Raw genomic sequence first — 20,348 nt, 5'->3', positions numbered from 1 at the left:
TTCCCGGGCCCTTCCCCATACCCACACCCCGACGGGGTTACGGCCTCGGGGCTCCGCCCCGAACCCCGCGCCTCAATCGCCGGCGAGGCTCAAAAGATCGATCCCTCGGGGCTCGATCCCATCAAGCCCCTGCGGCGATTGAGCAGCGGGGTCCGGGGCGGAGCCCCGGGGCCGTAACCCTGCCGGGGGGCAGGACGTGCGAAGCGGGCCGCACCCTTTGGTGCGGCCCGCTTCGGAGGCCCGGTCGCCGGAGGCTAGAAGGGTTCGAAGTCGTCGAACTGCTGCTGCGACTCGTCCCGCTCCGCCTGCCGCTCCCGCCGCCGCGTCACCGCCGGCCTCGGCGCCTCGAAGCGGTGGTCCTCGCCACGGCGGCCGAGCATCTCGGCCCCGGCCATCACCGTCGGCTCCCAGTCGAAGACGACCGCGTTCTCCTCGGGGCCGATCGCGACGCCGTCACCGTGCCGCGCGCCCGCCTTCATCAGCTCGTCCTCGACACCGAGACGGTTGAGCCGGTCGGCGAGGTAGCCGACGGCCTCGTCGTTGTTGAAGTCGGTCTGGCGCACCCACCGCTCGGGCTTCTCGCCGCGCACGCGGAACAGCGGCTCGCCGTCGGCGTCCTCGCGCTTGACGGTGAAGCCCGCGTCGTCCACGGCCTTGGGCCGGATGACGATACGGGTCGCCTCCTCCTTCGGCTTCGCGGCCCGCGCCTCGCCCACCAGCTCGGCGAGCGCGAACGACAGCTCCTTGAGCCCCTTGTGGGCGACGGCCGACACCTCGAAGACGCGGTAGCCGCGCTCCTCCAGGTCGGGCCGGACCATCTCGGCGAGGTCCTGGCCGTCGGGCACGTCGATCTTGTTGAGGACGACGAGCCGCGGCCGGTTCTCCAGGCCCGCGCCGTACTCCTTCAGCTCCTCCTCGATGACGTCGAGGTCGGAGACGGGGTCACGGTCGGACTCCAGCGTCGCCGTGTCCAGGACGTGCACGAGCACGCTGCACCGCTCCACGTGCCGCAGGAACTCCAGGCCGAGGCCCTTGCCCTGGCTGGCGCCGGGGATGAGGCCCGGCACGTCGGCGATCGTGTAGACGGTCGATCCGGCCGTCACCACGCCCAGGTTCGGGACCAGCGTCGTGAACGGGTAGTCCGCGATCTTCGGCTTGGCCGCCGACAGGACGGAGATCAGCGAGGACTTGCCGGCGCTCGGGTAGCCGACGAGCGCGACGTCCGCGACGGTCTTGAGTTCGAGCACGACGTCGCGCTCGTCACCGGGCACGCCGAGCAGCGCGAAGCCGGGCGCCTTGCGGCGGGCCGAGGCGAGGGCCGCGTTGCCGAGGCCACCGCGGCCGCCCTGCGCGGCGATGAAGGTGGTGCCCTGGCCGACGAGGTCCGCCAGCACGTTGCCCTGCTTGTCGAGGACGACCGTGCCGTCGGGCACCGGCAGGACCAGGTCCTGGCCGTCCTTGCCGGAGCGGTGGTCACCCGCGCCGGGCGCGCCGTTCGTCGCCTTGCGGTGCGGCGAGTGGTGGTAGTCGAGGAGCGTCGTGACGTCCTGCTCGACGACCAGGATCACGTCACCGCCACGGCCGCCGTTGCCGCCGTCCGGGCCGCCGAGCGGCTTGAACTTCTCACGGTGGACGGAGGCACAGCCGTGGCCCCCGCTACCCGCGGCGACATGAAGTTCGACGCGGTCCACGAAGGTGGTCATGGTTCAGTGCCTCCAGATAGCTGTACGTCATCCACGTACGGAAATGTCTCTACTGCAACACGCGAAAGGCGGACCCGCTTCCCGGAAGGGAAGTGAGGTCCGCCTCGCGAAAAACCGAAGTACGCGAACGTACCGGTCAGAAACCCGTCAGGAGTCTCAGACGACCGGGACGATGTTCACGACCTTGCGGCCACGGTGGGTACCGAACTCCACCGCACCGGCGTCAAGGGCGAACAGCGTGTCGTCCTTGCCGCGGCCCACGCCGTTGCCGGGGTGGAAGTGGGTGCCGCGCTGGCGGACCAGGATCTCACCGGCGTTGACGGCCTGACCGCCGAAGCGCTTCACGCCGAGCCGCTGAGCATTGGAATCGCGCCCGTTCCGAGTGGACGATGCGCCCTTCTTGTGTGCCATCTTGTCTCAGTCCCTTACTTCGCAGCCGTGGGGATACCGGTGACCTTGATCGCCGTGTACTGCTGACGGTGACCCTGGCGACGGCGGTAGCCGGTCTTGTTCTTGTAGCGAAGGATGTCGATCTTCGCGCCCTTGTGGTGGTCCACGACCTCGGCCTGGACCTTGATGCCGGCCAGCACCCACGGGTCGCTGGTCACGGCGTCGCCGTCGACAACGAGCAGCGTAGAGAGCTCTACGGCGTCGCCAACCTTGGCGGTGGAAATCTTGTCAACCTCAACGATGTCGCCGACAGCAACCTTGTGCTGGCGACCACCGCTGCGCACGATGGCGTACACGCGGATCTCTCTCTCGCTCGGAACGGAACCCCCGCAGTCCAGCCGCGCGAGGCGGCCTCTCCGAACGGACCCGTTCGGAGGAAAAAGGTTTACGGGAGTGAGGCGCGTCGATGGACACGCCGACGGTCAAGGTTACGGGTCGCCCCTCAGAAGGGTCAAACCGGCCCCTGACCGCGGCCTGCGCCGCGGGCCTCAGGTGGTCTTGGTCTCACCGTCCTGCGGCAGCGTCTTGACACCCTTGCACAGGTTCGTATTGTCCGACGCCCCGGGGTACGCGACACCCCACACCTTGTTGAAGTGCTGCACGTAGGTGTTGTGCACGGAGTCGTCGTCGATCTTGACGTAGGCCTCGTCGTTCTCGCGCAGCGCCGGGTTCGAGGCGTTCTGCGAGCCGGTGAACGTGATCTTGTTGCGGGCGCCGTCGTACATGCCGTCGATCGCCACGTACTTGGTGTGGATGATGAACGGCGTGCCGAGCTTGGCACCGGGGTTCAGCGGGTCGCGGTCGTCGTTGTAGCAGCGCACCGGCGGGGCGCCGGAGGAGTGCATCGACGCCCAGGTGCCGCTGTCGGCCGTCGCGTACTCGATCTGGACCGTGCAGCCCGCCTTCTTCAGCGAGACCAGCTTGTCGGCGATGGCCTGCCGGGTGATCTGGAAGATCGCGGCCCGCACGACCGTCTTCTTCGTGAGACCGGTCGCCGGGTCCTTGTACGAGCACGAGACGTTGTTCAGCACCGAGTGCAGCGTGTCCGTGGAGTTCGTGGTGCCGGCCCGAGGGAAGAAGTACGCCTTGTACCGGCCGTTGCTGACCGTGCGGTAGTCCCAGTTCGCCCAGTCCTTGGCGACCATGTCGTCGAAGTAGTCCGCGTACGCCCCGTAGAGCACCGGGTTGTTGGGCAGCTGGAGCGCGTCGTTGAAGAACTTCGTGCTCGCGGACGGCGTCGAGTTCGACGTGGTCTGCACGACGACGTTGGTGGCGCCCTCGACCGCGGAGAACAGCCAGAACTTGTTGTGCATAATCGACTTCCCGAACTTCGGGTCGCCGAGGCAGGACTTGTTCGTCGGGCACAGCTGCACGAAGGACGGGTTGGCGCGGCTGGTGCCGAGCAGCGTGACCAGCTGCGAGTAGACCGTGTTGTCCGGCCGGTCGGTCTTGCTGGTGGAGTCGAGCACGACCTGGATGTTGACGCCGCGCGCCTTGGCCCGCTTCAGCGCGTCGACGATCGTCTGCTCCCACACGTGGAAGACGGCGACCTTGATGGTCGAGCCGGGCAGCGCCGCGTCGGTCAGCTCGACGAGCCGGGTGCGGATGGCGTACTGCTCCTGGGGGGTGCCCAGCGGGTCGTTGAAGATCGGGCCCTCGGTCCAGGTGCGGGCCCCGTCCGCCTGCGCGGTTCCCGTGGAGACCCCCGCCTGCACCCCGGCCGCCGAGAGCACGGTGGCCAGAGCCACCAGCTGCCGACCGCCCTTGGCCGGCTTCTCGGCACGGTGCCGGCCCGTGCCTCTGAGACGCACGTGCGCCATCGCATTCCCTCCCCTGACACGAGTACACGTCTCCCCAACGTCCACCCATGTCCTTCACTTGTATGACTGCATGATTTTTACAGGCAGTCGCCCGCGCTCCAAGAGGCAGGGGGCGATTCGCGTGCTCTTCGTGACCTCCCGAACACGCCGACGCCCCGCACAGCGGCGCTGTGCGGGGCGTCGGTGCCCTGACCGGGCGGGTGCCTGCGGCCTTACTCGGCCGCGGCCGAGACGGACGGCTGCGACTGCTGCTCGGCCGCCGCGGTCTTCTTCGCGGTGGTCTTCTTCGCAGCGGTCTTCTTGGCGGTGGTGGTCTTCTTCGCCGCCGCCTTCTTGGCCGTCGTCTTCTTCGCGGCCGTCTTCTTGGCAGCCGTCTTGGTCGCCGCCGTCTTGGCCGCGGCCGTCTTCTTGGTGGCGGCCTTCTTCGCCGTCGCCTTCTTCGCCGTCTTGCGGGCGGCCTTCTTGGCGGCGGGCGCCTCCTCGGCCTCCTCCTGCGCGGGCGCCTCCTCGGCGGCCTCCTCCGTGGCCGAGGGGACGACCACGACGGCGGCCTCCTCGGTGGCGGTGGGGGCGGTCGCCTTGCGGACGGCGCGGCGGCGCGGACGGGCCGGTGCCGCGGCCTCGGCCGTCTCCGCCTTCGGCTCCTCGGGCTCCTCGGCCTTCGGCTCCTGCGCGGGCTCGGCCTTGACCGGCTCCGTGACAGTCACCACCGCGGCGGCCTCCTCCGAGGACGCCTTCGGGGAACCGGCGGGAGCGGACGCCTTGCGCGTGGCACGGCGGCGCGGACGGGGCGCGGGGGCCTCGTCGCGGACCGGCTCGGGGGCGACGGCCTCGGCGGCCTTCGGCTCCTCGACGGCCTCGACGACCGGCTCGGGCGCCGGCGCCTCGACCTCGGTCTCGACGGCCTGCTCGGCCTGCTCCGCCTTGGCCTTGCGGCCGGAGCGCGCCGGCTTCTCGGCCTCCGCCTTCGGAGCTCCGGCCGGAGCCGACGCACGGCGCGTGGCGCGGCGCCGCGAACGGCCGCCACGGTGCGCCGCGGCCTCCGCCTCAGCGGCGCTCGAGTACAGCTCCTCGTCCGGTACGAACTCGGGCTCGGGCAGCGCCACGGGAGCGGCCGCCTCCGCGGCGACCTCCGCCTCGGTCTCGGTCGCGGTCTCGGTCTGCTCCGCGGCCGGCGCCGCCTCGTGCGTCTCGTGCTGGTGGTCCGCTCCGTTGCCGCCGCGGCCGCGCTTCTTGCGCTTTCCGCCGCCACCGCCGCCGGAAGCCGGCTGCTCCATGTGCACGATGACGCCGCGGCCGTTGCAGTGCACGCAGGTCTCCGAGAAGGACTCCAGGAGGCCCTGGCCGACGCGCTTGCGGGTCATCTGGACCAGGCCCAGCGAGGTGACCTCGGCGACCTGGTGCTTCGTACGGTCCCTGCCCAGGCATTCGAGCAGGCGCCGCAGGACCAGGTCCCGGTTGGACTCCAGGACCATGTCGATGAAGTCGATGACGACGATGCCGCCCAGGTCGCGCAGCCGCAGCTGGCGCACGATCTCCTCGGCCGCCTCCAGGTTGTTCCTGGTCACGGTCTCTTCGAGGTTGCCGCCCTGGCCGGTGAACTTCCCGGTGTTGACGTCGACCACGATCATGGCCTCGGTCTTGTCGATCACCAGGGAGCCGCCGGACGGCAGCCACACCTTGCGGTCGAGCGCCTTGGCGAGCTGCTCGTCGATCCGGTACGTCGCGAAGACGTCGACCTCGGACGTCCACTTGGACAGCCGGTCGGAGAGGTCGGGCGCCACGTGGTTGACGTAGCCGTGGATGGTGTCCCACGCCTCGTCACCGCTGACGATGACCTTGGAGAAGTCCTCGTTGAAGATGTCGCGCACGACGCGGACGGTCATGTCCGGCTCGCCGTACAGCAGGCTCGGCGACGACGTCGAGATCTGCTTGGACTTCTTCTGGATGTCCTCCCACTGGGCGTGCAGACGCTCGACGTCGCGGCGCAGCTCGTCCTCGCTCGCGCCCTCGGCGGCGGTGCGCACGATGACGCCCGCGTCCTCGGGGACGACCTTCTTGAGGATGGTCTTCAGGCGCGCGCGCTCGGTGTCGGGCAGCTTGCGGCTGATGCCGGTCATCGAGCCCTCGGGCACGTAGACCAGGTAGCGGCCGGGCAGCGAGACCTGGCTGGTCAGGCGGGCGCCCTTGTGGCCGATCGGGTCCTTGGTGACCTGGACGAGCACGGACTGGCCGGACTTGAGGGCGGTCTCGATGCGGCGCGGCCCGTTGGCCATGCCGAGCGCCTCGAAGTTGACCTCACCGGCGTACAGCACCGCGTTGCGGCCCTTGCCGATGTCGATGAAGGCGGCCTCCATCGACGGCAGCACGTTCTGGACCTTGCCCAGGTACACGTTGCCGACGTACGAGGTCGACTGCTCCTTGTTGACGTAGTGCTCGACGAGGATGTCGTCCTCGAGCACGCCGATCTGGGTGCGCTCGCCGTGCTGGCGGACCACCATGACGCGCTCGACGGCCTCGCGGCGCGCCAGGAACTCGGCCTCGGTGATGATCGGGACGCGGCGGCGGCCCTGCTCGCGGCCCTCGCGGCGGCGCTGCTTCTTGGCCTCCAGACGCGTGGAGCCCTTGATGGACTGCACCTCGTCCGACGAGGTGGGCCGGTCGTGGTTCGCTTCCTTCTTGCGCGGCTCGCGGACCTTGACGACCGTGCGCTCCGGGTCGTCGGTCGACGCCTCGGCCTCGCCGGAGGCGTCACCGGCACGACGGCGGCGGCGACGGCGACGGCGGCTGCTGCTCGAACCGCCGGAACCGGCGGACTCGTCGCGCTGCTCGTCGCGGTCCTCGCCCTCGTCGCCCTCGTCGTCGGACTCGGCGGAGGCGTCGGTGTCCTCGTCGGAGGCGCCGGACTCGTTGTCGTTGTCGTGCTCCGCGTCGGCGGAGTCGCCGCGGCGACGGCGACGGCCGCCCCGGCGGCGGCGCCGGGCCGGGCGGTCCCCGTGCTCGTCCTGCTCGTCGTGGTCGGCGTTCTCGTGCTCGCCGTTCTCCTCGGCCTGCTCGTCCTGGACCTCGGCCTCGGGCTCCGGGGCGGTCTCGACGGCGGCGGGCTGCTCGTCGGAGGCGCGACGGCGACGGCGACGGCGCGGGCCCTGCTCCTCCTCGGCGGCGGGCGCGGGTGCGGGCGCGGCGGCGGGCTCGGGCTGCTTCTCCTCGGCGGCCTCGGCCGCGGCAGCGGCGGCGGCGCGCTCCGGGGTCTGGAACATCGGCTCGGTGAAGACCGGGGCCTGGAACGTGGCGACGGAGGGGCGCTTCGGGCGGGACTCGTCGTCCTGCTCGTCACGGCCCGCCTTCGCGGCGCGCGAGCCGCGGGCGGCCTTGGGCTCGGCGAAACCGCCGGCGGCCTTACGGGTGGCGCGGCGGCGACGGCGCGGCGACTCGTCCTCATTGGAGTCGGTGGACTCGGCGGCCGCGGCGGCCTCCGCGGGCTCGGCCTTCGTGCCCTGCGCCTCGGCGGCGATGGCGTCGGAGACCTCGGGCGGCGCGGCGGGCGTGCTGGGCGCGGAGGCGCCACGGGTGGCGCGACGGCGGTTGCGACGCGGCGCGGCGGAGTCCTCGGCCACCGGCTCGGCGGCCTCCTCGGCCGACTCGACCTCGGCAGCGGGCTCGACGGCAGCCTCGGCGGCGGGCGCGGAAGCGGTCCGCGTGGCACGACGCCGACGACGCGGCGCGGCGGGCTCCTCAGCGGCGACCGGCTCGGCCTCCGGCTCGGCGACGGCCTCGGCGGCCGGCTCCTCGGCCGGGGCGGTGGGCGCGGAGGCGCCACGGGTGGCGCGGCGGCGGTTGCGACGCGGCGCGGCGGAGTCCTCGGCCACCGGCTCGGCGGCCTCCTCGGCCGACTCGACCTCGGCAGCGGGCTCGACAGCAGCCTCGGCGGCAGGCGCGGAAGCGGTCCGCGTGGCACGACGCCGACGACGCGGCGCGGCGGGCTCCTCAGCGGCGACCGGCTCGGCCTCCGGCTCGGTGACGGCCTCGGCGGGCTCCGCCACCACGGTCGTCGTCTCGGCCTGCGCGGGCGCCCCGGCGGGCGCGGAGGCGCAGCGGGTCGCCCGGCGGCGCGGCGGCGCGGCGGGCGCCGGGGAAGTCTCGGGGGTCTCGACGTCCGCCTCGGTGTCGGCGGCCGGAGTCTGGGCGGCAGTGGCCGGTATGGCGACTGCGGCGTCCTCGGTGGCGGCGTTCGCCGCGACCGGCGGGCCAGCGGGGCGCGACGCGGCCCGGCGCCGACGGCGCGGGGGCAGGGTGTCGCTGGGGCTGTCCAGTTCAGAAGTGGTGGGTTCGGTCTCGGGCATGCGGGTGGATCTCCCGTCGGCCTCCGGGCGCCGCGCCTGATCCGTGACCGGTGACGTCTGCGGCTCACGCGCTGCGTGTTCGAGCGCGGTGCCGCCGGTCCGGGGCGCGGGCGCCGCACGGAGGCTCTCTGTCTGTTCTCGCCGGTTCCGGTACGCGATGTACGTACGGCCTGGCGAAAGTCCTTGGGTGGGTGCGCTGCCCGACCCAGATGGCTCCCGAGTACGAGGGCGGCGCTACGACGACCGCCTTACGCGGGACCTTCCACGGCGGGCGCCGTCGCGGTGGCAGTTCCTGCGGTCGCCTTTTGTGGGGCGGCCCCGGCTGCCTCGCGGTCGAGCGCGAGCGGGTCGGTCACCGTGCCTGTCTCTGCGTCGAAGAGCCCCTGCGCCAGCCTGGTCACCGCTGCGGGGACCGGCGGCGCCAGGTCGGCCACGGCGCGAAGACCGGACAGGACGTCGTCGGGTCGAACGGCAGGCGTCACGTGCCGAACAACCAGGCGCAGTATCGCACAGGCCGCCACGCTGGGCCTATCAGCCGGACCAGCCGAAACGCCGGAGCCTTCGACCGCCTCCAGGCTGACGACGGCCTCGCGGGCGTCGAACGTGCGGATACCGCTCTTCGTCTTGCGCTGGACCTCGACCGTTTCGGCGGCCCGGAATGCCTCCGCGGCCCGCGTGGCCTCCTCGACGCTCACGCCGTCGAGCCGCAGCTCCCAGACGGAGGCGGTGAGCCGGTCGGCGAGGCCCGAGGTGCGGGCCTCGACGGCGTCCACGATGTCGAGGCCGGTGGGCATCGACTCGTCGAGCAGCGCCCTCAGCTTCTCGGGGTCGCGCGGCGCGGTGAGCGCGATCTCCAGGTACTCGGCCTCACTGCCCGTGCCGGTGGGTGCGGCATTGGCGTAACTCACCTTCGGGTGCGGCGTGAACCCCGCCGAGTACGCCATGGGCACCTCGGCGCGGCGCAGCGCGCGCTCGAAAGCGCGCTGGAAGTCACGGTGGCTGGTGAACCGGAGGCGGCCGCGCTTGGTGTAGCGCAGTCGGATGCGCTGCACCGCGGGTGCGGGCGGCGGGCCTACGGGCTGTCGCTTGCCCAGTGTCCTAGTCCTTAATGAATGCGTTCTTCGTGAGAGCGGTCGTACTGGTATCAAGACTACGTCCCTGCGGGACGCCCTGTGCCCGCTGGTCCCTGACCTGCGGTTCAGGCGCCGGCGGCGGGCCGAACAGGAGCCGCCGGACATCGGCCCGCGCCTGCCGGGCCGCGGCGCGGACGCTCGCGGCGGCACGGCCGACCGGCCGCAGGACGCAGTCGCGCACCACGTGCCCCACCGGGGTGAGCACCGTGCGGTACACCCAGCGCAGCGGATCCACGATCAGCCACCGCAGCGCCCGCCCGACGGCACGGGACACATACCCGGCCACCCGCCAGGCAACCAGCAGCGCGTCCCAGACCTCCCGCCCGACGACGGCGAGCACGTGCCCCACCGGCACGAGCACCCACCGCCACACCGCGAGCAGCGGGACGACCACCAACACCCGCCCCAGCCAGGCGAGTCCGCGCCCGAGCGGCGCCAACACGTAGGCCCACAAAGCCCGTCCGACGGGCGCGAGGACGTGGGAGTACAGCCACACCAGGGGGACGACGACCAACACCCGTCCCAGCCACAGGAGTCCACGGCCGACGGGCGCGAGGACGTAGCGCCACAGCATCAGGCAGGGCCACACCAGCAGCCCGTACAGCACCCAGCCGACGGCTCGCGCGAGCGGCATCAGCAGCCATGTGCCCAGGAACCCGCCGATCGCCACGAGCGCGTCCCACAGGAGCCGCAGGGGCAGCACGACGACGAACATGACGATGCGCACCGGCAGCCTGACCGCGGCCACGAGGCAGCCCTCGTCGGCCTGTCGGGGCCGTGGCCCGTGCTCCATCCGCTGGTCCTCCACGTTTTCCATGACTCTCCAGACGCAGCACGCGCCCGCCCGGATGCAGTTGATCCTCGACGACATGTGTGTGGGGCGGCCGGTTGGTCAACCGGCCGCCCCACAGGGGTACGTGCGGATCGTGCTACTTCACGACGGTGAGCGGCAGCAGCTTCTTGCCCGTCGGGCCGATCTGGATCTCCGTGTCCATCGCCGGGCAGACGCCGCAGTCGAAGCACGGGGTCCAGCGGCAGTCGTCGACCTCGGTCTCGTCGAGCGCGTCCTGCCAGTCCTCCCAGAGCCAGTCCTTGTCGAGACCGGAGTCCAGGTGGTCCCAGGGCAGGACCTCCTCGTAGGTGCGCTCGCGCGTCGTGTACCAGTCGACGTCGACGCCGTGCTCGGGCAGCGTCTTCGCGGCGCACTCCATCCAGCGGTCGTAGCTGAAGTACTCGCGCCAGCCGTCGAAGCGGCCGCCGTCCTCGTAGACGGCGCGGATGACGTGGCCGATGCGGCGGTCGCCGCGGGAGAGCAGGCCCTCGACGATGCCGGGCTTGCCGTCGTGGTACCGGAAGCCGATGGAGCGGCCGTACTTCTTGTCGCCGCGGATCTTGTCGCGGAGCTTGGCCAGGCGCTCGTCCGTCTCGTCGGAGCTGAGCTGCGGCGCCCACTGGAACGGGGTGTGCGGCTTGGGCACGAACCCGCCGATCGACACCGTGCAGCGGATGTCGTTGCCCGCGACCTCGCGGCCCTTGGCGATGACGTTGGCCGCCATGTCGGCGATCTGGAGGACGTCCTCGTCGGTCTCGGTGGGCAGGCCGAGCATGAAGTACAGCTTCACCTGGCGCCAGCCGTTGCCGTACGCGGTCGCGACGGTACGGATCAGGTCCTCTTCGGAGACCATCTTGTTGATGACCTTGCGCATGCGCTCACTGCCGCCCTCGGGGGCGAAGGTGAGGCCGGAGCGGCGGCCGTTGCGCGTCAGCTCGTTGGCGAGGTCGATGTTGAAGGCGTCCACGCGGGTCGAGGGCAGCGAGAGGCCGATCTTGTCTTCCTCGTACCGGTCCGCGAGGCCCTTGGCGACCTCGCCGATCTCGGTGTGGTCGGCGCTCGACAGGGAGAGCAGGCCGACCTCCTCGAAGCCGGTCGCCTTGAGGCCCTTCTCGACCATCTCGCCGATGCCGGTGATGCTTCGCTCCCGCACGGGGCGCGTGATCATGCCGGCCTGGCAGAAACGGCAGCCGCGGGTGCAGCCGCGGAAGATCTCCACGGACATCCGCTCGTGCACCGTCTCCGCGAGCGGCACCAGCGGCTGCTTCGGGTACGGCCACTCGTCGAGGTCCATGACGGTGTGCTTGCTGACCCGCCACGGGACGCCCGAGCGGTTGGGCACGACGCGGCCGATGCGGCCGTCGGGCAGGTACTCGACGTCGTAGAAGCCCGGGATGTAGACGCTGCCGGTCTTCGCGAGGCGGAGCAGGACCTCCTCGCGCCCGCCGGGACGGCCCTCGGCCTTCCACTGGCGGATGATCTCCGTCATGTCGAGCACGGCCTGCTCGCCGTCGCCGATGACGGCGGCGTCGATGAAGTCGGCGATCGGCTCGGGGTTGAACGCCGCGTGGCCGCCGGCGAGGACGATCGGGTCGTCGACGGTGCGGTCCTTCGACTCCAGCGGGATGCCCGCCAGGTCGAGCGCGGTCAGCATGTTCGTGTAGCCGAGCTCGGTGGAGAAGCTGAGCCCGAACACGTCGAAGGCCTTCACCGGGCGGTGGCTGTCGACCGTGAACTGCGGGACCTCGTGCTTGCGCATGAGTTCCTCGAGGTCCGGCCACACGCTGTAGGTGCGCTCCGCGAGCACGCCCTGGCGCTCGTTGAGGACCTCGTAAAGGATCATGACGCCCTGGTTGGGCAGACCGACCTCGTACGCGTCCGGGTACATGAGCGCCCAGCGGACGTCGCACTCCTCCCACGACTTGACCGTGGAGTTCAGCTCACCGCCGACGTACTGGATCGGCTTCTGCACGTGCGGCAGCAGGGCTTCGAGCTGCGGAAAGACGGACTCCACCGGCGAGGCGGCGGCTTCGGCAGGCATAACCGTGGACCTTCGTGAGCTGACAGGGGTGACCATCTAGCCTAACCCGCCGAAAGGCCGGGCTCCGCCGCCCGCTCCCATCGCGCGGGCAGCCTCCGTTCCCCGTCGGCGGCGGCCGCCTGTTCCTGCCCGTACAGCAGGCCCCAGGTGAAGGCCGTCTCGCCCGCGGCGTGCGCCTGGATCGCGATCTGGCGCAGGGTCTCGCGGGCGACGACCGAGTCCTGGTGCTCACCGAGCAGGGACTGCACCTTCTTCATCCGCTTGGCGAACTTCTTGGCCTGCTTGCCGAGCGCGGGCACCGCCGTCTCCCCCGCGTACCGGGCGCGCTTGGCCGCCTTGCGGGCCTCGTGCAGCGCGAGGTCGCGGTCCGTGCCGGGCGGCAGCGACAGGGCGTGCTCGACACGGGTGGCGAGCCGGGCGTGGTCCTTGAGGGCGGCCTTGGCGAGGACCTGCGCGGCGGGCTTCGCGGCCCCGGGCAGCAGCGGCGGCTGCGCGAGCAGCGCGTCCAGGGCGTCGAGCAGGGCCAGGTACCGCCTGCCGTCGAGCACGGAGATCGTGCGGCGGCGCGAGCCGTGCCGCTGGGCCACCGCCCAGATCCGCAGCCGGCCGCGGACGGGCCCGAGCAGCAGGGTGCGCGGCACGGCGTCGATCCGCGCGGTGAGCCGCTCGGTGAGCACCTCGCTGTCCCGGTCGATGCCCAGTTCCCCGGCGAGCCACTTCAGCTCCTCGCCGACGGGCTCGGTGACGGCCGGGTCGAGCACCTTCTTGTACGACTTGAAGGCGCTGCGCATCCGGCGGGTGGCCACGCGCATCTGGTGCACCGAGTCCGGCAGGTCGCGGCGGACGGCGGGGTCCAGTTCGACGAGGGCGTCGCGCTGGGCGCGCAGCCGCGTGAGGACGTGCTCGCCCGCGGAGCCCGGCTCCCCGTCGGCCCGCTCGGGCGTACGGGGGCGGGTTCCGGTCTCCGCCAGGGCGCGGGCCAGCTTCGACGCGGAGGCCGAGCGCTCGACACCGGCCTTGCGCAGCCGCTTCTCGACCTTGCCGAGGAACGCCGGGTCGGCGCCGTCCGCGAGTTCGACCTCGATCTCGGTCCAGGCGGTGGAGCGCTCGCCGCCGGGCCGCTCGGCGTGCACGGCGTCCACGCACACCTCGGCGAGCAGCGTGCCGTCGGCGCCGGTCAGATGGGACACGTCGCGCGAGGAGCGGAGCCGGACGACCGGGATCAGCTCGTCGCCGCGGACCCGGGAGCGGACGAGGCCGGCGAGGGCGCGGGGCAGGGTGTCGGAGGGCGGGGCCTGCACCTCGTCGCGGACGCCCTCGCTCAGGGCCACCGGGAGCTTCAGGTGCCAGCCGGCGTCGTCGCCGCCGCGGCGGTGGCGGAGGGTGATGCTGTCGGTGGCGAGGCGCTGGTCCTCGGTGTCGTAGTAGACGGCGTCGAGTTCGACGACGCCTTTGTCGACGACGGTCGATACGCCGGGGACCTTGTGCAGGTCGGGCAGCCGGAAGTCGTCGGTCGGGGCGTCGTACTTTCGCTCGATCTCACGCTTTGTCTCCGCCATAACCCGAATTTAGGCGTCCGCGGCGACGGGGCCAAGGTCTCGGGGCTCCGCCCCGGACCCCGCTGCTCAATCGCCGCAGGGGCCAAAAATGCAGACTCAGGCCGACATCGGCCTCTGCACCTTGATCGATTGCAGTAGACCCACCGCCACCCACACCGCGAACATCGACGAACCGCCGTACGACACGAACGGGAGCGGGAGGCCCGCCACCGGCATGATGCCGAGGGTCATGCCGACGTTCTCGAAGGACTGGAAGGCGAACCAGGCGATGATGCCCGCCGCGACGATCGTGCCGTACAGCTCGGTCGTGCCGCGCGCGATCCGGCACGCCCGCCACAGCACCACGCCGAGCAGCAGCAGGATCAGGCCCGCGCCCACGAAGCCGAGTTCCTCGCCGGCCACGGTGAAGACGAAGTCCGTCTGCTGCTCCGGCACGAACTGGCCGGTGGTCTGCGAGCCCTGGAAGAGGCCCGAGCCGGTGAGGCCGCCGGAACCGATCGCGATGCGCGCCTGGTTGGTGTTGTAGCCGACGCCCGCCGGGTCGAGCGCCGGGTTGGCGAAGGCCGCGAACCGGGCGATCTGGTAGTCGTCCAGGACGCCCAGCTGCCACACCGCCACCGCGCCCGCCGCGCCGACGCCGATGAGGCCGAGCACCCAGCGGTTGGAGGCGCCCGAGGCGAGCAGCACGCCGAGCACGATCATCACCATCACCATGACGGAGCCGAGGTCCGGCATCAGCATGACGATCAGCATCGGGACCGCGGCGAGGCCGAGGGCCTGGAGCACCGTGCGGTGGTCGGGGTGTTCGCGGTCGCCCGCGTCGACGCGGGTCGCGAGCAGCATCGCCATGCCCAGGATGATCGTGATCTTCACGAACTCGGAGGGCTGGAGGGAGAATCCGCCGCCGATGACGATCCAGGCGTGCGCCCCGTTCACGGTCGCGCCGAGCGGGGTGAGCACGAGCAGGACGAGGAAGACGGAGATGCCGTACAGGATCGGCACCGCGGTGCGCAGCGTGCGGTGGCCGAGCCAGATCGTGCCGGCCATCAGCGCGATGCCGATGCCGGTGTTCAGCAGGTGCCGGAACAGGAAGTAGTACGGGTCGCCGTGGTTGAGCTCGGTCCTGTTGCGGGTCGCCGAGAAGACGAGCGCGGCGCCGATGAAGGACAGCGCGACCGCCGACAGCAGCATCGGCCAGTCGAGCCTGCGCGTCACCGAGTCGCGGGCCATGAGCCGGGACATGGCGGAACGCTGCTGGGGTCCGTACCCGGAGACGGAGAAGCTGTTGGTGCCGGCCATGTCCGGTCAGTCCCTCCTGGTGGCGCCGGAGGAGGCGGGCAGCGTCGCCGCCAGCTCCTGCTGGTCGGGCGTGGTGTCCTTGCCCGGTGCGAACGGCTTGATCTCCGGGGCGTCGATCGAACCGTCCTTCTGGATCTTCGGCAGGCTCTTCTGCGGCTCGGGCAGCAGGGCCTTCTTCTTGTTGATCCCGCCCTTGGCGTCGACGCCGTAGAGGGCGTCGTAGATCTTGCGGACGGCGGGGCCGGAGGCGCCGGAACCCGTACCACCCTGGGAGATCGTCATGACGACCGAGTAGTCCTTCGTGTACGTCGCGAACCAGGACGTCGTCTGCTTGCCGTAGACCTCTGCGGTACCGGTCTTGGCGTGCATCGGGATCTTGTCCTGCGGCCAGCCGCCGAAGCGCCAGGCGGCGGTGCCGCGGGTGGCGACGCCGGCGAGGGCGTCGTTGATCTGGCGCTGCGTCTGCTTGGTCATGGGCAGCTTGCCCTGGGACTTCGGGGCGATCTCGTTGACCTGCTTGCCGTCGGGGCTGATCACGGCCTTGCCGACGGAGGGCTGGTAGAGCGTGCCGCCGTTGGAGATGGCGCCGTAGATCCGGGCCATCTGGATCGGCGTGACGAGTGTGTCGCCCTGGCCGATGGAGTAGTTGACCTCGTCACCGGCGCGCATCAGGTTGCCCTGGCGGCAGTTCTCCCAGTTGAGGCGCTCGACGTAGGAGCCGTCCTTCTTGCCGCCCTTGCACCAGGCGTCCTTGTTGGCCTTCCAGTAGTCCTGCTTCCACTTGCGGTCGGGGACCCGGCCGGACACCTCGTTGGGGAGGTCGATGCCGGTCTCCTTGCCGAGACCGAACTGGTGGGCCGTCGTGTAGAACGCGTCGTCGGTGTTGACGCCGCCCTTGGGGTTGATGCCGCCGAGCTTCTTCCACTCCTGGTGGGCGAGGCGGTAGAAGACGGTGTCGCAGGAGACCTCGAGCGCCTGGCCGAGGTCGATCGCGCCGTACCCCTTGGACTCGAAGTTCTTGAAGACCTGGCTGCCGATGGAGTACGAGCTGGAGCACTCGTACCGGTTGCTGAAGTCGTAGCCGGCGTTGACCGCGGCGGTGGTCGGGATGACCTTGAAGATCGAGCCGGGGGCCGACTGGCCCTGGATCGCCCGGTTCAGCAGCGGGTAGTTGGAGCTCTTGCCGGTGAGGTTCGTGTAGTCCTTGCCGGAGATCCCGCCGACCCAGGCGTTCGGGTCGTACGTCGGGTTGGAGGCCATGGCGACGACGCGGCCGGTCTTGGCCTCCATCACGACGACGGAGCCGGAGTCGGCCTTGTAGTTCTGGTTGGTGTTCTTGTCGAACTCGTGGCGGGCGGCCTTCATCGCCGCGTCGAGCTCCTTCTCGGCGACGGCCTGCACGCGGGCGTCTATCGACGTGACGACGTTGGCGCCGGGCTCGGCCTTGTCGCTCTCGGCGCGGCCGATGACACGGCCGAGGTTGTCGACCTCGTAGCGGGTGACGCCGGCCTTGCCGCGCAGCTCCTTGTCGTACGTGCGCTCCAGGCCGGAGCGGCCGACCTGGTCGGAGCGGAGGTAGGGCGAGTCGGTGTCCTTGGCCTTCTCGATCTCCGCGTCGGTGACCGGGGAGAGGTAGCCGAGGACCTGCGCGGTGTTGGAGCCGCCGGGGCCCGCGTAGCGGCGGACGGCGGTGGGTTCGGCGGTGATGCCGGGGAAGTCCTCGCTGCGCTCGCGGATCTGGAGCGCCTGCTTGGGCGTCGCCTCGTCGGTGATCGGGATGGGCTGGTACGGCGAGCCGTTCCAGCAGGGCTGCGGGGTCTCGGCGTCGCAGAGCCGGACCTTCTCGCGGACGTCCTTGGCCTTCATCCCGAGGACCTCGGCGAGCTTGGTGAGGACGGCCTTGCCGTCGTCGTCCATCTTCATCAGGTCGGTGCGGGAGGCGGAGACGACGAGGCGGGTCTCGTTGTCGGCGAGCGGCACGCCGCGTGCGTCGAGCAGCGAGCCGCGGGTGGCGGGGGTGACGACCTGCTGCACGTGGTTCCCGGAGGCCTCCTTGGCGTACTCGTCGCCGTTGCGGATCTGGAGGTACCAGAGGCGGCCGCCGAGGGTCAGCAGCAGGGAGAGGACGAGGATCTGGAGGATGATGAGCCGGATCTGGACACGTGGCGTCCGGCCCGTCTCGGGAATGTTGGTCACGGTGGCGTGCTCCCCCTCTCAGTACGAGGACGTGTACGAGTACGAGTAGGTGTACACGCCGAAGCTGTGCGCGCCTGCGCGGTCGTCGGTCAACTGCCGTGCGCTCACAGGCGCTTGACCCCCTTGATGCGGCCCGCGCGGGAGGCGCGCGCCTTGACCGACTTCATGCGCAGACCGCCGCGCTGGCCGCCGCCGATGCTCAGGCCCGTGCCCCCGCCGGAGAGCCAGCCGGAGGAGACGTCGGCGGCCTTGGCTGAGCCGCCGGAGGAGTCGCCCAGCGGATCGTTCTCGGCCCGTCTGGCGAGCGCCATCACGCCGGGGACGACGAACGGGGCGAGCAGCAGGTCGTAGAGCGCCGCGGTGAAGACGAGGCTGCCGAGGCCGACGTCGCGGGCGGCGGTGTCACCGACGAGCGCGCCCACACCGGCATACAGCAGGGTCGTGCCGATGGCGGCGCCGACGACCACGAGCATGGGTCCCGCCGCCGAACGCAGCTGGCCGGTCTCCGGCTTGGCGAGGCCCGCGAGGTAGCCGATGACGCACAGCACGAGGGCGTAGCGGCCCGCGGCGTGGTCGGCGGGCGGGGCGAGGTCGGCGAGCAGTCCGGCGCCGAAGCCGACGAAGGCGCCGCCCACGTGGCCGTAGACCAGGGCGAGGCCGAGGACGGTCAGGAGCAGCAGGTCGGGGACGGCGCCGGGGAGCTGGAGCCGGGCCAGGACACAGACCTGGACGACGAGGGCCACGACGACAAGGACCGTGGAGAGCAGCATTCGGTTGAAGCGCATGATTCCTTGCTCCTCCTGCTACTGCTGCTGGTCTGCGGTGTTGCCGGCGGCGCCGTCGGCGTCGTCCGCGCCCGGGGTGGCCGTCACGGTGACGGTGGGCGTCGGCTTGGGCTTGGCGGGTTTCTTCGGCAGCACCGTGTCCCGCGGGTCCTGGCGGGGGGCCTGGACGACGACGCCGACGACGTCGAGCTTGGTGAATCCGACGTACGGCTTCACGTAGACGGTGCGGGTCAGGTCGCCGCCGGAGGGGTCGACGCGGACGACGCGGCCGACCGGGACGCCGGGCACGAACGGCTTGTCGGCCTGCGAGCCGAAGGTGACGAGCCGGTCGCCCTGCTTGACCTTGGCCTTGCCGTTGAGCAGCTGCACGCGCAGCGGGCGGTCGCCCTGCCCGGAGGCGAAGCCGAGTTCGTCGGTCTTCTCCATGCGGGTGCCGACGGTGAAGTCCGGGTCGTTGGCGAGCAGCACGGTGGAGGTGGCCGGTCCGACGGTGGTGACGCGGCCGACGAGACCGTCGCCGTTGAGCACCGTCATGTCGCGCTTGATGCCGTCGTTGGCACCGGAGTCGATGGTGACGGTCCAGGAGAAGCCCTGCGCCGCACCGATGGCGACGACCTGGGCGCCCTTGATGCCGTACTGGCCGGCGCCCGCGGTCTTGAGCATGGAGTCGAGCTGGCGGACCTTGCTGCGGTTGCGGTCGTCGCTGCCGAGCTTGGCCTTCAACGCGGCGTTCTCCCGCTCCAGTTCACCGATGCGGCCGTGCCGCTCGTCGGAGTCGCGGACCGCGCTTATGGCGTTGCCGATCGGGTCGACCGCACCGGACACCCCGTTCTCCACCGGGCCGAAGACCGTGGCGGCGGCGTGGCGGGCACCGTCGACCGGCGAGTCCTCACCGCCGCGGATGTCCACCGTGATCAGTGCGAACGCGATGGCGATCAGCAGCACCAGGAGCAGCCGGCTCTCTCGTGTGTCCCTCACGTGCGGCGGCCGTGCCTTCCTCTATCGGTTGCGTCGAGCGGTACTCGGTTGTGTCGAGCGGTACTTCGGAGGATTTCTTGTGCCTTGCCTCTATATCAACGATCCGCCGCACGAGGTGGCAGGCACTCGTACGGCGGACGTCATCGCTTCACATCATCTGCGCGGCGAGGCGTCCAGCACCTGCTGGAGCGCCTCGAACTCCTCGACGCACTTGCCGGAGCCGAGCGCCACGCTGTCCAGCGGGTCCTCGGCGATGTGGATCGGCATGCCCGTCTCGCGGCGGAGCCGCTCGTCGAGGCCGCGCAGCAGGGCGCCGCCACCGGTGAGAACGATGCCGCGGTCCATTACGTCACCCGACAGCTCGGGCGGGCACTTGTCGAGGGTGGTCTTCACGGCGTCGACGATCGCGTTGACCGGTTCCTCGATCGCCTTGCGGACTTCCGCCGCCGAGATGACGACGGTCTTCGGCAGGCCGGACACGAGGTCGCGGCCGCGGATCTCGGTGTGTTCGTCGGAGTCGAGGTCGTACGCGGAGCCGATCGTGATCTTGATCTGTTCGGCGGTGCGCTCACCGAGGAGGAGCGAGTACTCCTTCTTGATGTGCTGGATGATCGCGTTGTCCAGCTCGTCGCCCGCGACGCGGATGGACTGCGCCGTGACGATTCCGCCGAGCGAGATCACCGCGACCTCGGTGGTGCCGCCACCGATGTCGACCACCATGTTGCCCGTGGCCTCGTGGACCGGGAGCCCGGAGCCGATGGCCGCGGCCATGGGCTCCTCGATGATGTGCACCTGGCGGGCACCGGCCTGCGAGGAGGCCTCGATGACCGCGCGGCGCTCGACGCCGGTGATGCCGGACGGCACGCAGACGACGACGCGGGGCCGGGCGAGGTAGCGCCGCTTGTGCACCTTCAGGATGAAGTAGCGGAGCATGCGCTCGGTGATCTCGAAGTCGGCGATCACGCCGTCCTTCAGCGGGCGGACCGCCACGATGTTGCCCGGCGTGCGCCCGATCATCTTCTTGGCTTCGGCGCCGACCGCGAGGATGCCGCCGGTGTTGGTGTTGATCGCGACCACGGACGGCTCATTGAGCACGATCCCTCGACCCCTGACGTACACCAGCGTGTTGGCGGTCCCGAGGTCGACAGCCATGTCACGGCCGATGAACGACATTGAGTTCCCCATCAGGATTCGTCTGGCCTTCCCAAG

At 71.0% G+C, this 20,348-nt stretch carries 14 protein-coding genes; all 14 read right to left on the bottom strand.

What is annotated here, in order from left to right; all coding sequences use genetic code 11:
- Positions 1-254 precede the first annotated feature (254 nt).
- Positions 255-1,703, bottom strand: a complete 1,449-nt coding sequence (gene obgE / locus ACYBSK_RS05495) for a GTPase ObgE (protein ID WP_457475702.1) — start codon at positions 1,701-1,703, stop codon at positions 255-257.
- A 156-nt stretch (positions 1,704-1,859) separates the two neighbouring features.
- On the bottom strand, positions 1,860-2,114 hold the full coding sequence (gene rpmA, locus ACYBSK_RS05490; protein WP_266719696.1) for a 50S ribosomal protein L27: 255 nt from the start codon (positions 2,112-2,114) through the stop codon (positions 1,860-1,862).
- A gap of 14 nt (positions 2,115-2,128) precedes the next feature.
- Entirely contained in the window at positions 2,129-2,449 is a 321-nt protein-coding gene (rplU, locus tag ACYBSK_RS05485) for a 50S ribosomal protein L21 (protein ID WP_306323874.1), read from the bottom strand.
- 192 nt (positions 2,450-2,641) lie between these two features.
- Positions 2,642-3,973, bottom strand: coding sequence for a phospholipase D-like domain-containing protein (locus ACYBSK_RS05480; protein ID WP_457475701.1), 1,332 nt, complete (start codon positions 3,971-3,973; stop codon positions 2,642-2,644).
- A 212-nt stretch (positions 3,974-4,185) separates the two neighbouring features.
- Positions 4,186-8,316: an Rne/Rng family ribonuclease gene (locus ACYBSK_RS05475; protein WP_460245347.1), complete on the bottom strand. Its 4,131-nt coding sequence runs from the start codon at positions 8,314-8,316 to the stop codon at positions 4,186-4,188.
- A 248-nt stretch (positions 8,317-8,564) separates the two neighbouring features.
- Positions 8,565-9,368, bottom strand: coding sequence for a TIGR03936 family radical SAM-associated protein (locus tag ACYBSK_RS05470; protein WP_457475699.1), 804 nt, complete (start codon positions 9,366-9,368; stop codon positions 8,565-8,567).
- A 46-nt stretch (positions 9,369-9,414) separates the two neighbouring features.
- Entirely contained in the window at positions 9,415-10,266 is an 852-nt protein-coding gene (locus tag ACYBSK_RS05465; protein ID WP_460245346.1) for a hypothetical protein, read from the bottom strand.
- A gap of 112 nt (positions 10,267-10,378) precedes the next feature.
- Positions 10,379-12,322, bottom strand: coding sequence for a TIGR03960 family B12-binding radical SAM protein (locus ACYBSK_RS05460; RefSeq protein ID WP_460245345.1), 1,944 nt, complete (start codon positions 12,320-12,322; stop codon positions 10,379-10,381).
- Between the two features lie 41 nt (positions 12,323-12,363).
- Positions 12,364-13,881, bottom strand: coding sequence for a CYTH and CHAD domain-containing protein (locus tag ACYBSK_RS05455; protein WP_460245344.1), 1,518 nt, complete (start codon positions 13,879-13,881; stop codon positions 12,364-12,366).
- A 96-nt stretch (positions 13,882-13,977) separates the two neighbouring features.
- Positions 13,978-15,180 (bottom strand): rod shape-determining protein RodA, encoded by a 1,203-nt coding sequence (gene rodA / locus ACYBSK_RS05450; protein ID WP_457475695.1) that lies wholly within the window; start codon positions 15,178-15,180, stop codon positions 13,978-13,980.
- 6 nt (positions 15,181-15,186) lie between these two features.
- A complete protein-coding gene (gene mrdA / locus ACYBSK_RS05445) occupies positions 15,187-17,376 on the bottom strand; it encodes a penicillin-binding protein 2 (protein WP_460245343.1) in 2,190 nt (729 codons plus the stop codon).
- Positions 17,377-17,480: 104 nt separating this feature from the next.
- The gene (mreD, locus tag ACYBSK_RS05440; RefSeq protein ID WP_457475693.1) at positions 17,481-18,161 is read right to left on the bottom strand and encodes a rod shape-determining protein MreD; all 681 of its coding nucleotides are present in this window, start codon (positions 18,159-18,161) and stop codon (positions 17,481-17,483) included.
- Positions 18,162-18,179: 18 nt separating this feature from the next.
- Positions 18,180-19,139 (bottom strand): rod shape-determining protein MreC, encoded by a 960-nt coding sequence (gene mreC / locus ACYBSK_RS05435; protein ID WP_457475692.1) that lies wholly within the window; start codon positions 19,137-19,139, stop codon positions 18,180-18,182.
- A 153-nt stretch (positions 19,140-19,292) separates the two neighbouring features.
- Positions 19,293-20,312, bottom strand: coding sequence for a rod shape-determining protein (locus ACYBSK_RS05430; protein ID WP_266719674.1), 1,020 nt, complete (start codon positions 20,310-20,312; stop codon positions 19,293-19,295).
- Positions 20,313-20,348: the final 36 nt, after the last annotated feature.

Source organism: Streptomyces sp. BYX5S, from assembly GCF_054724165.1.
This window is presented reverse-complemented; position numbering and strand designations above follow the sequence as displayed.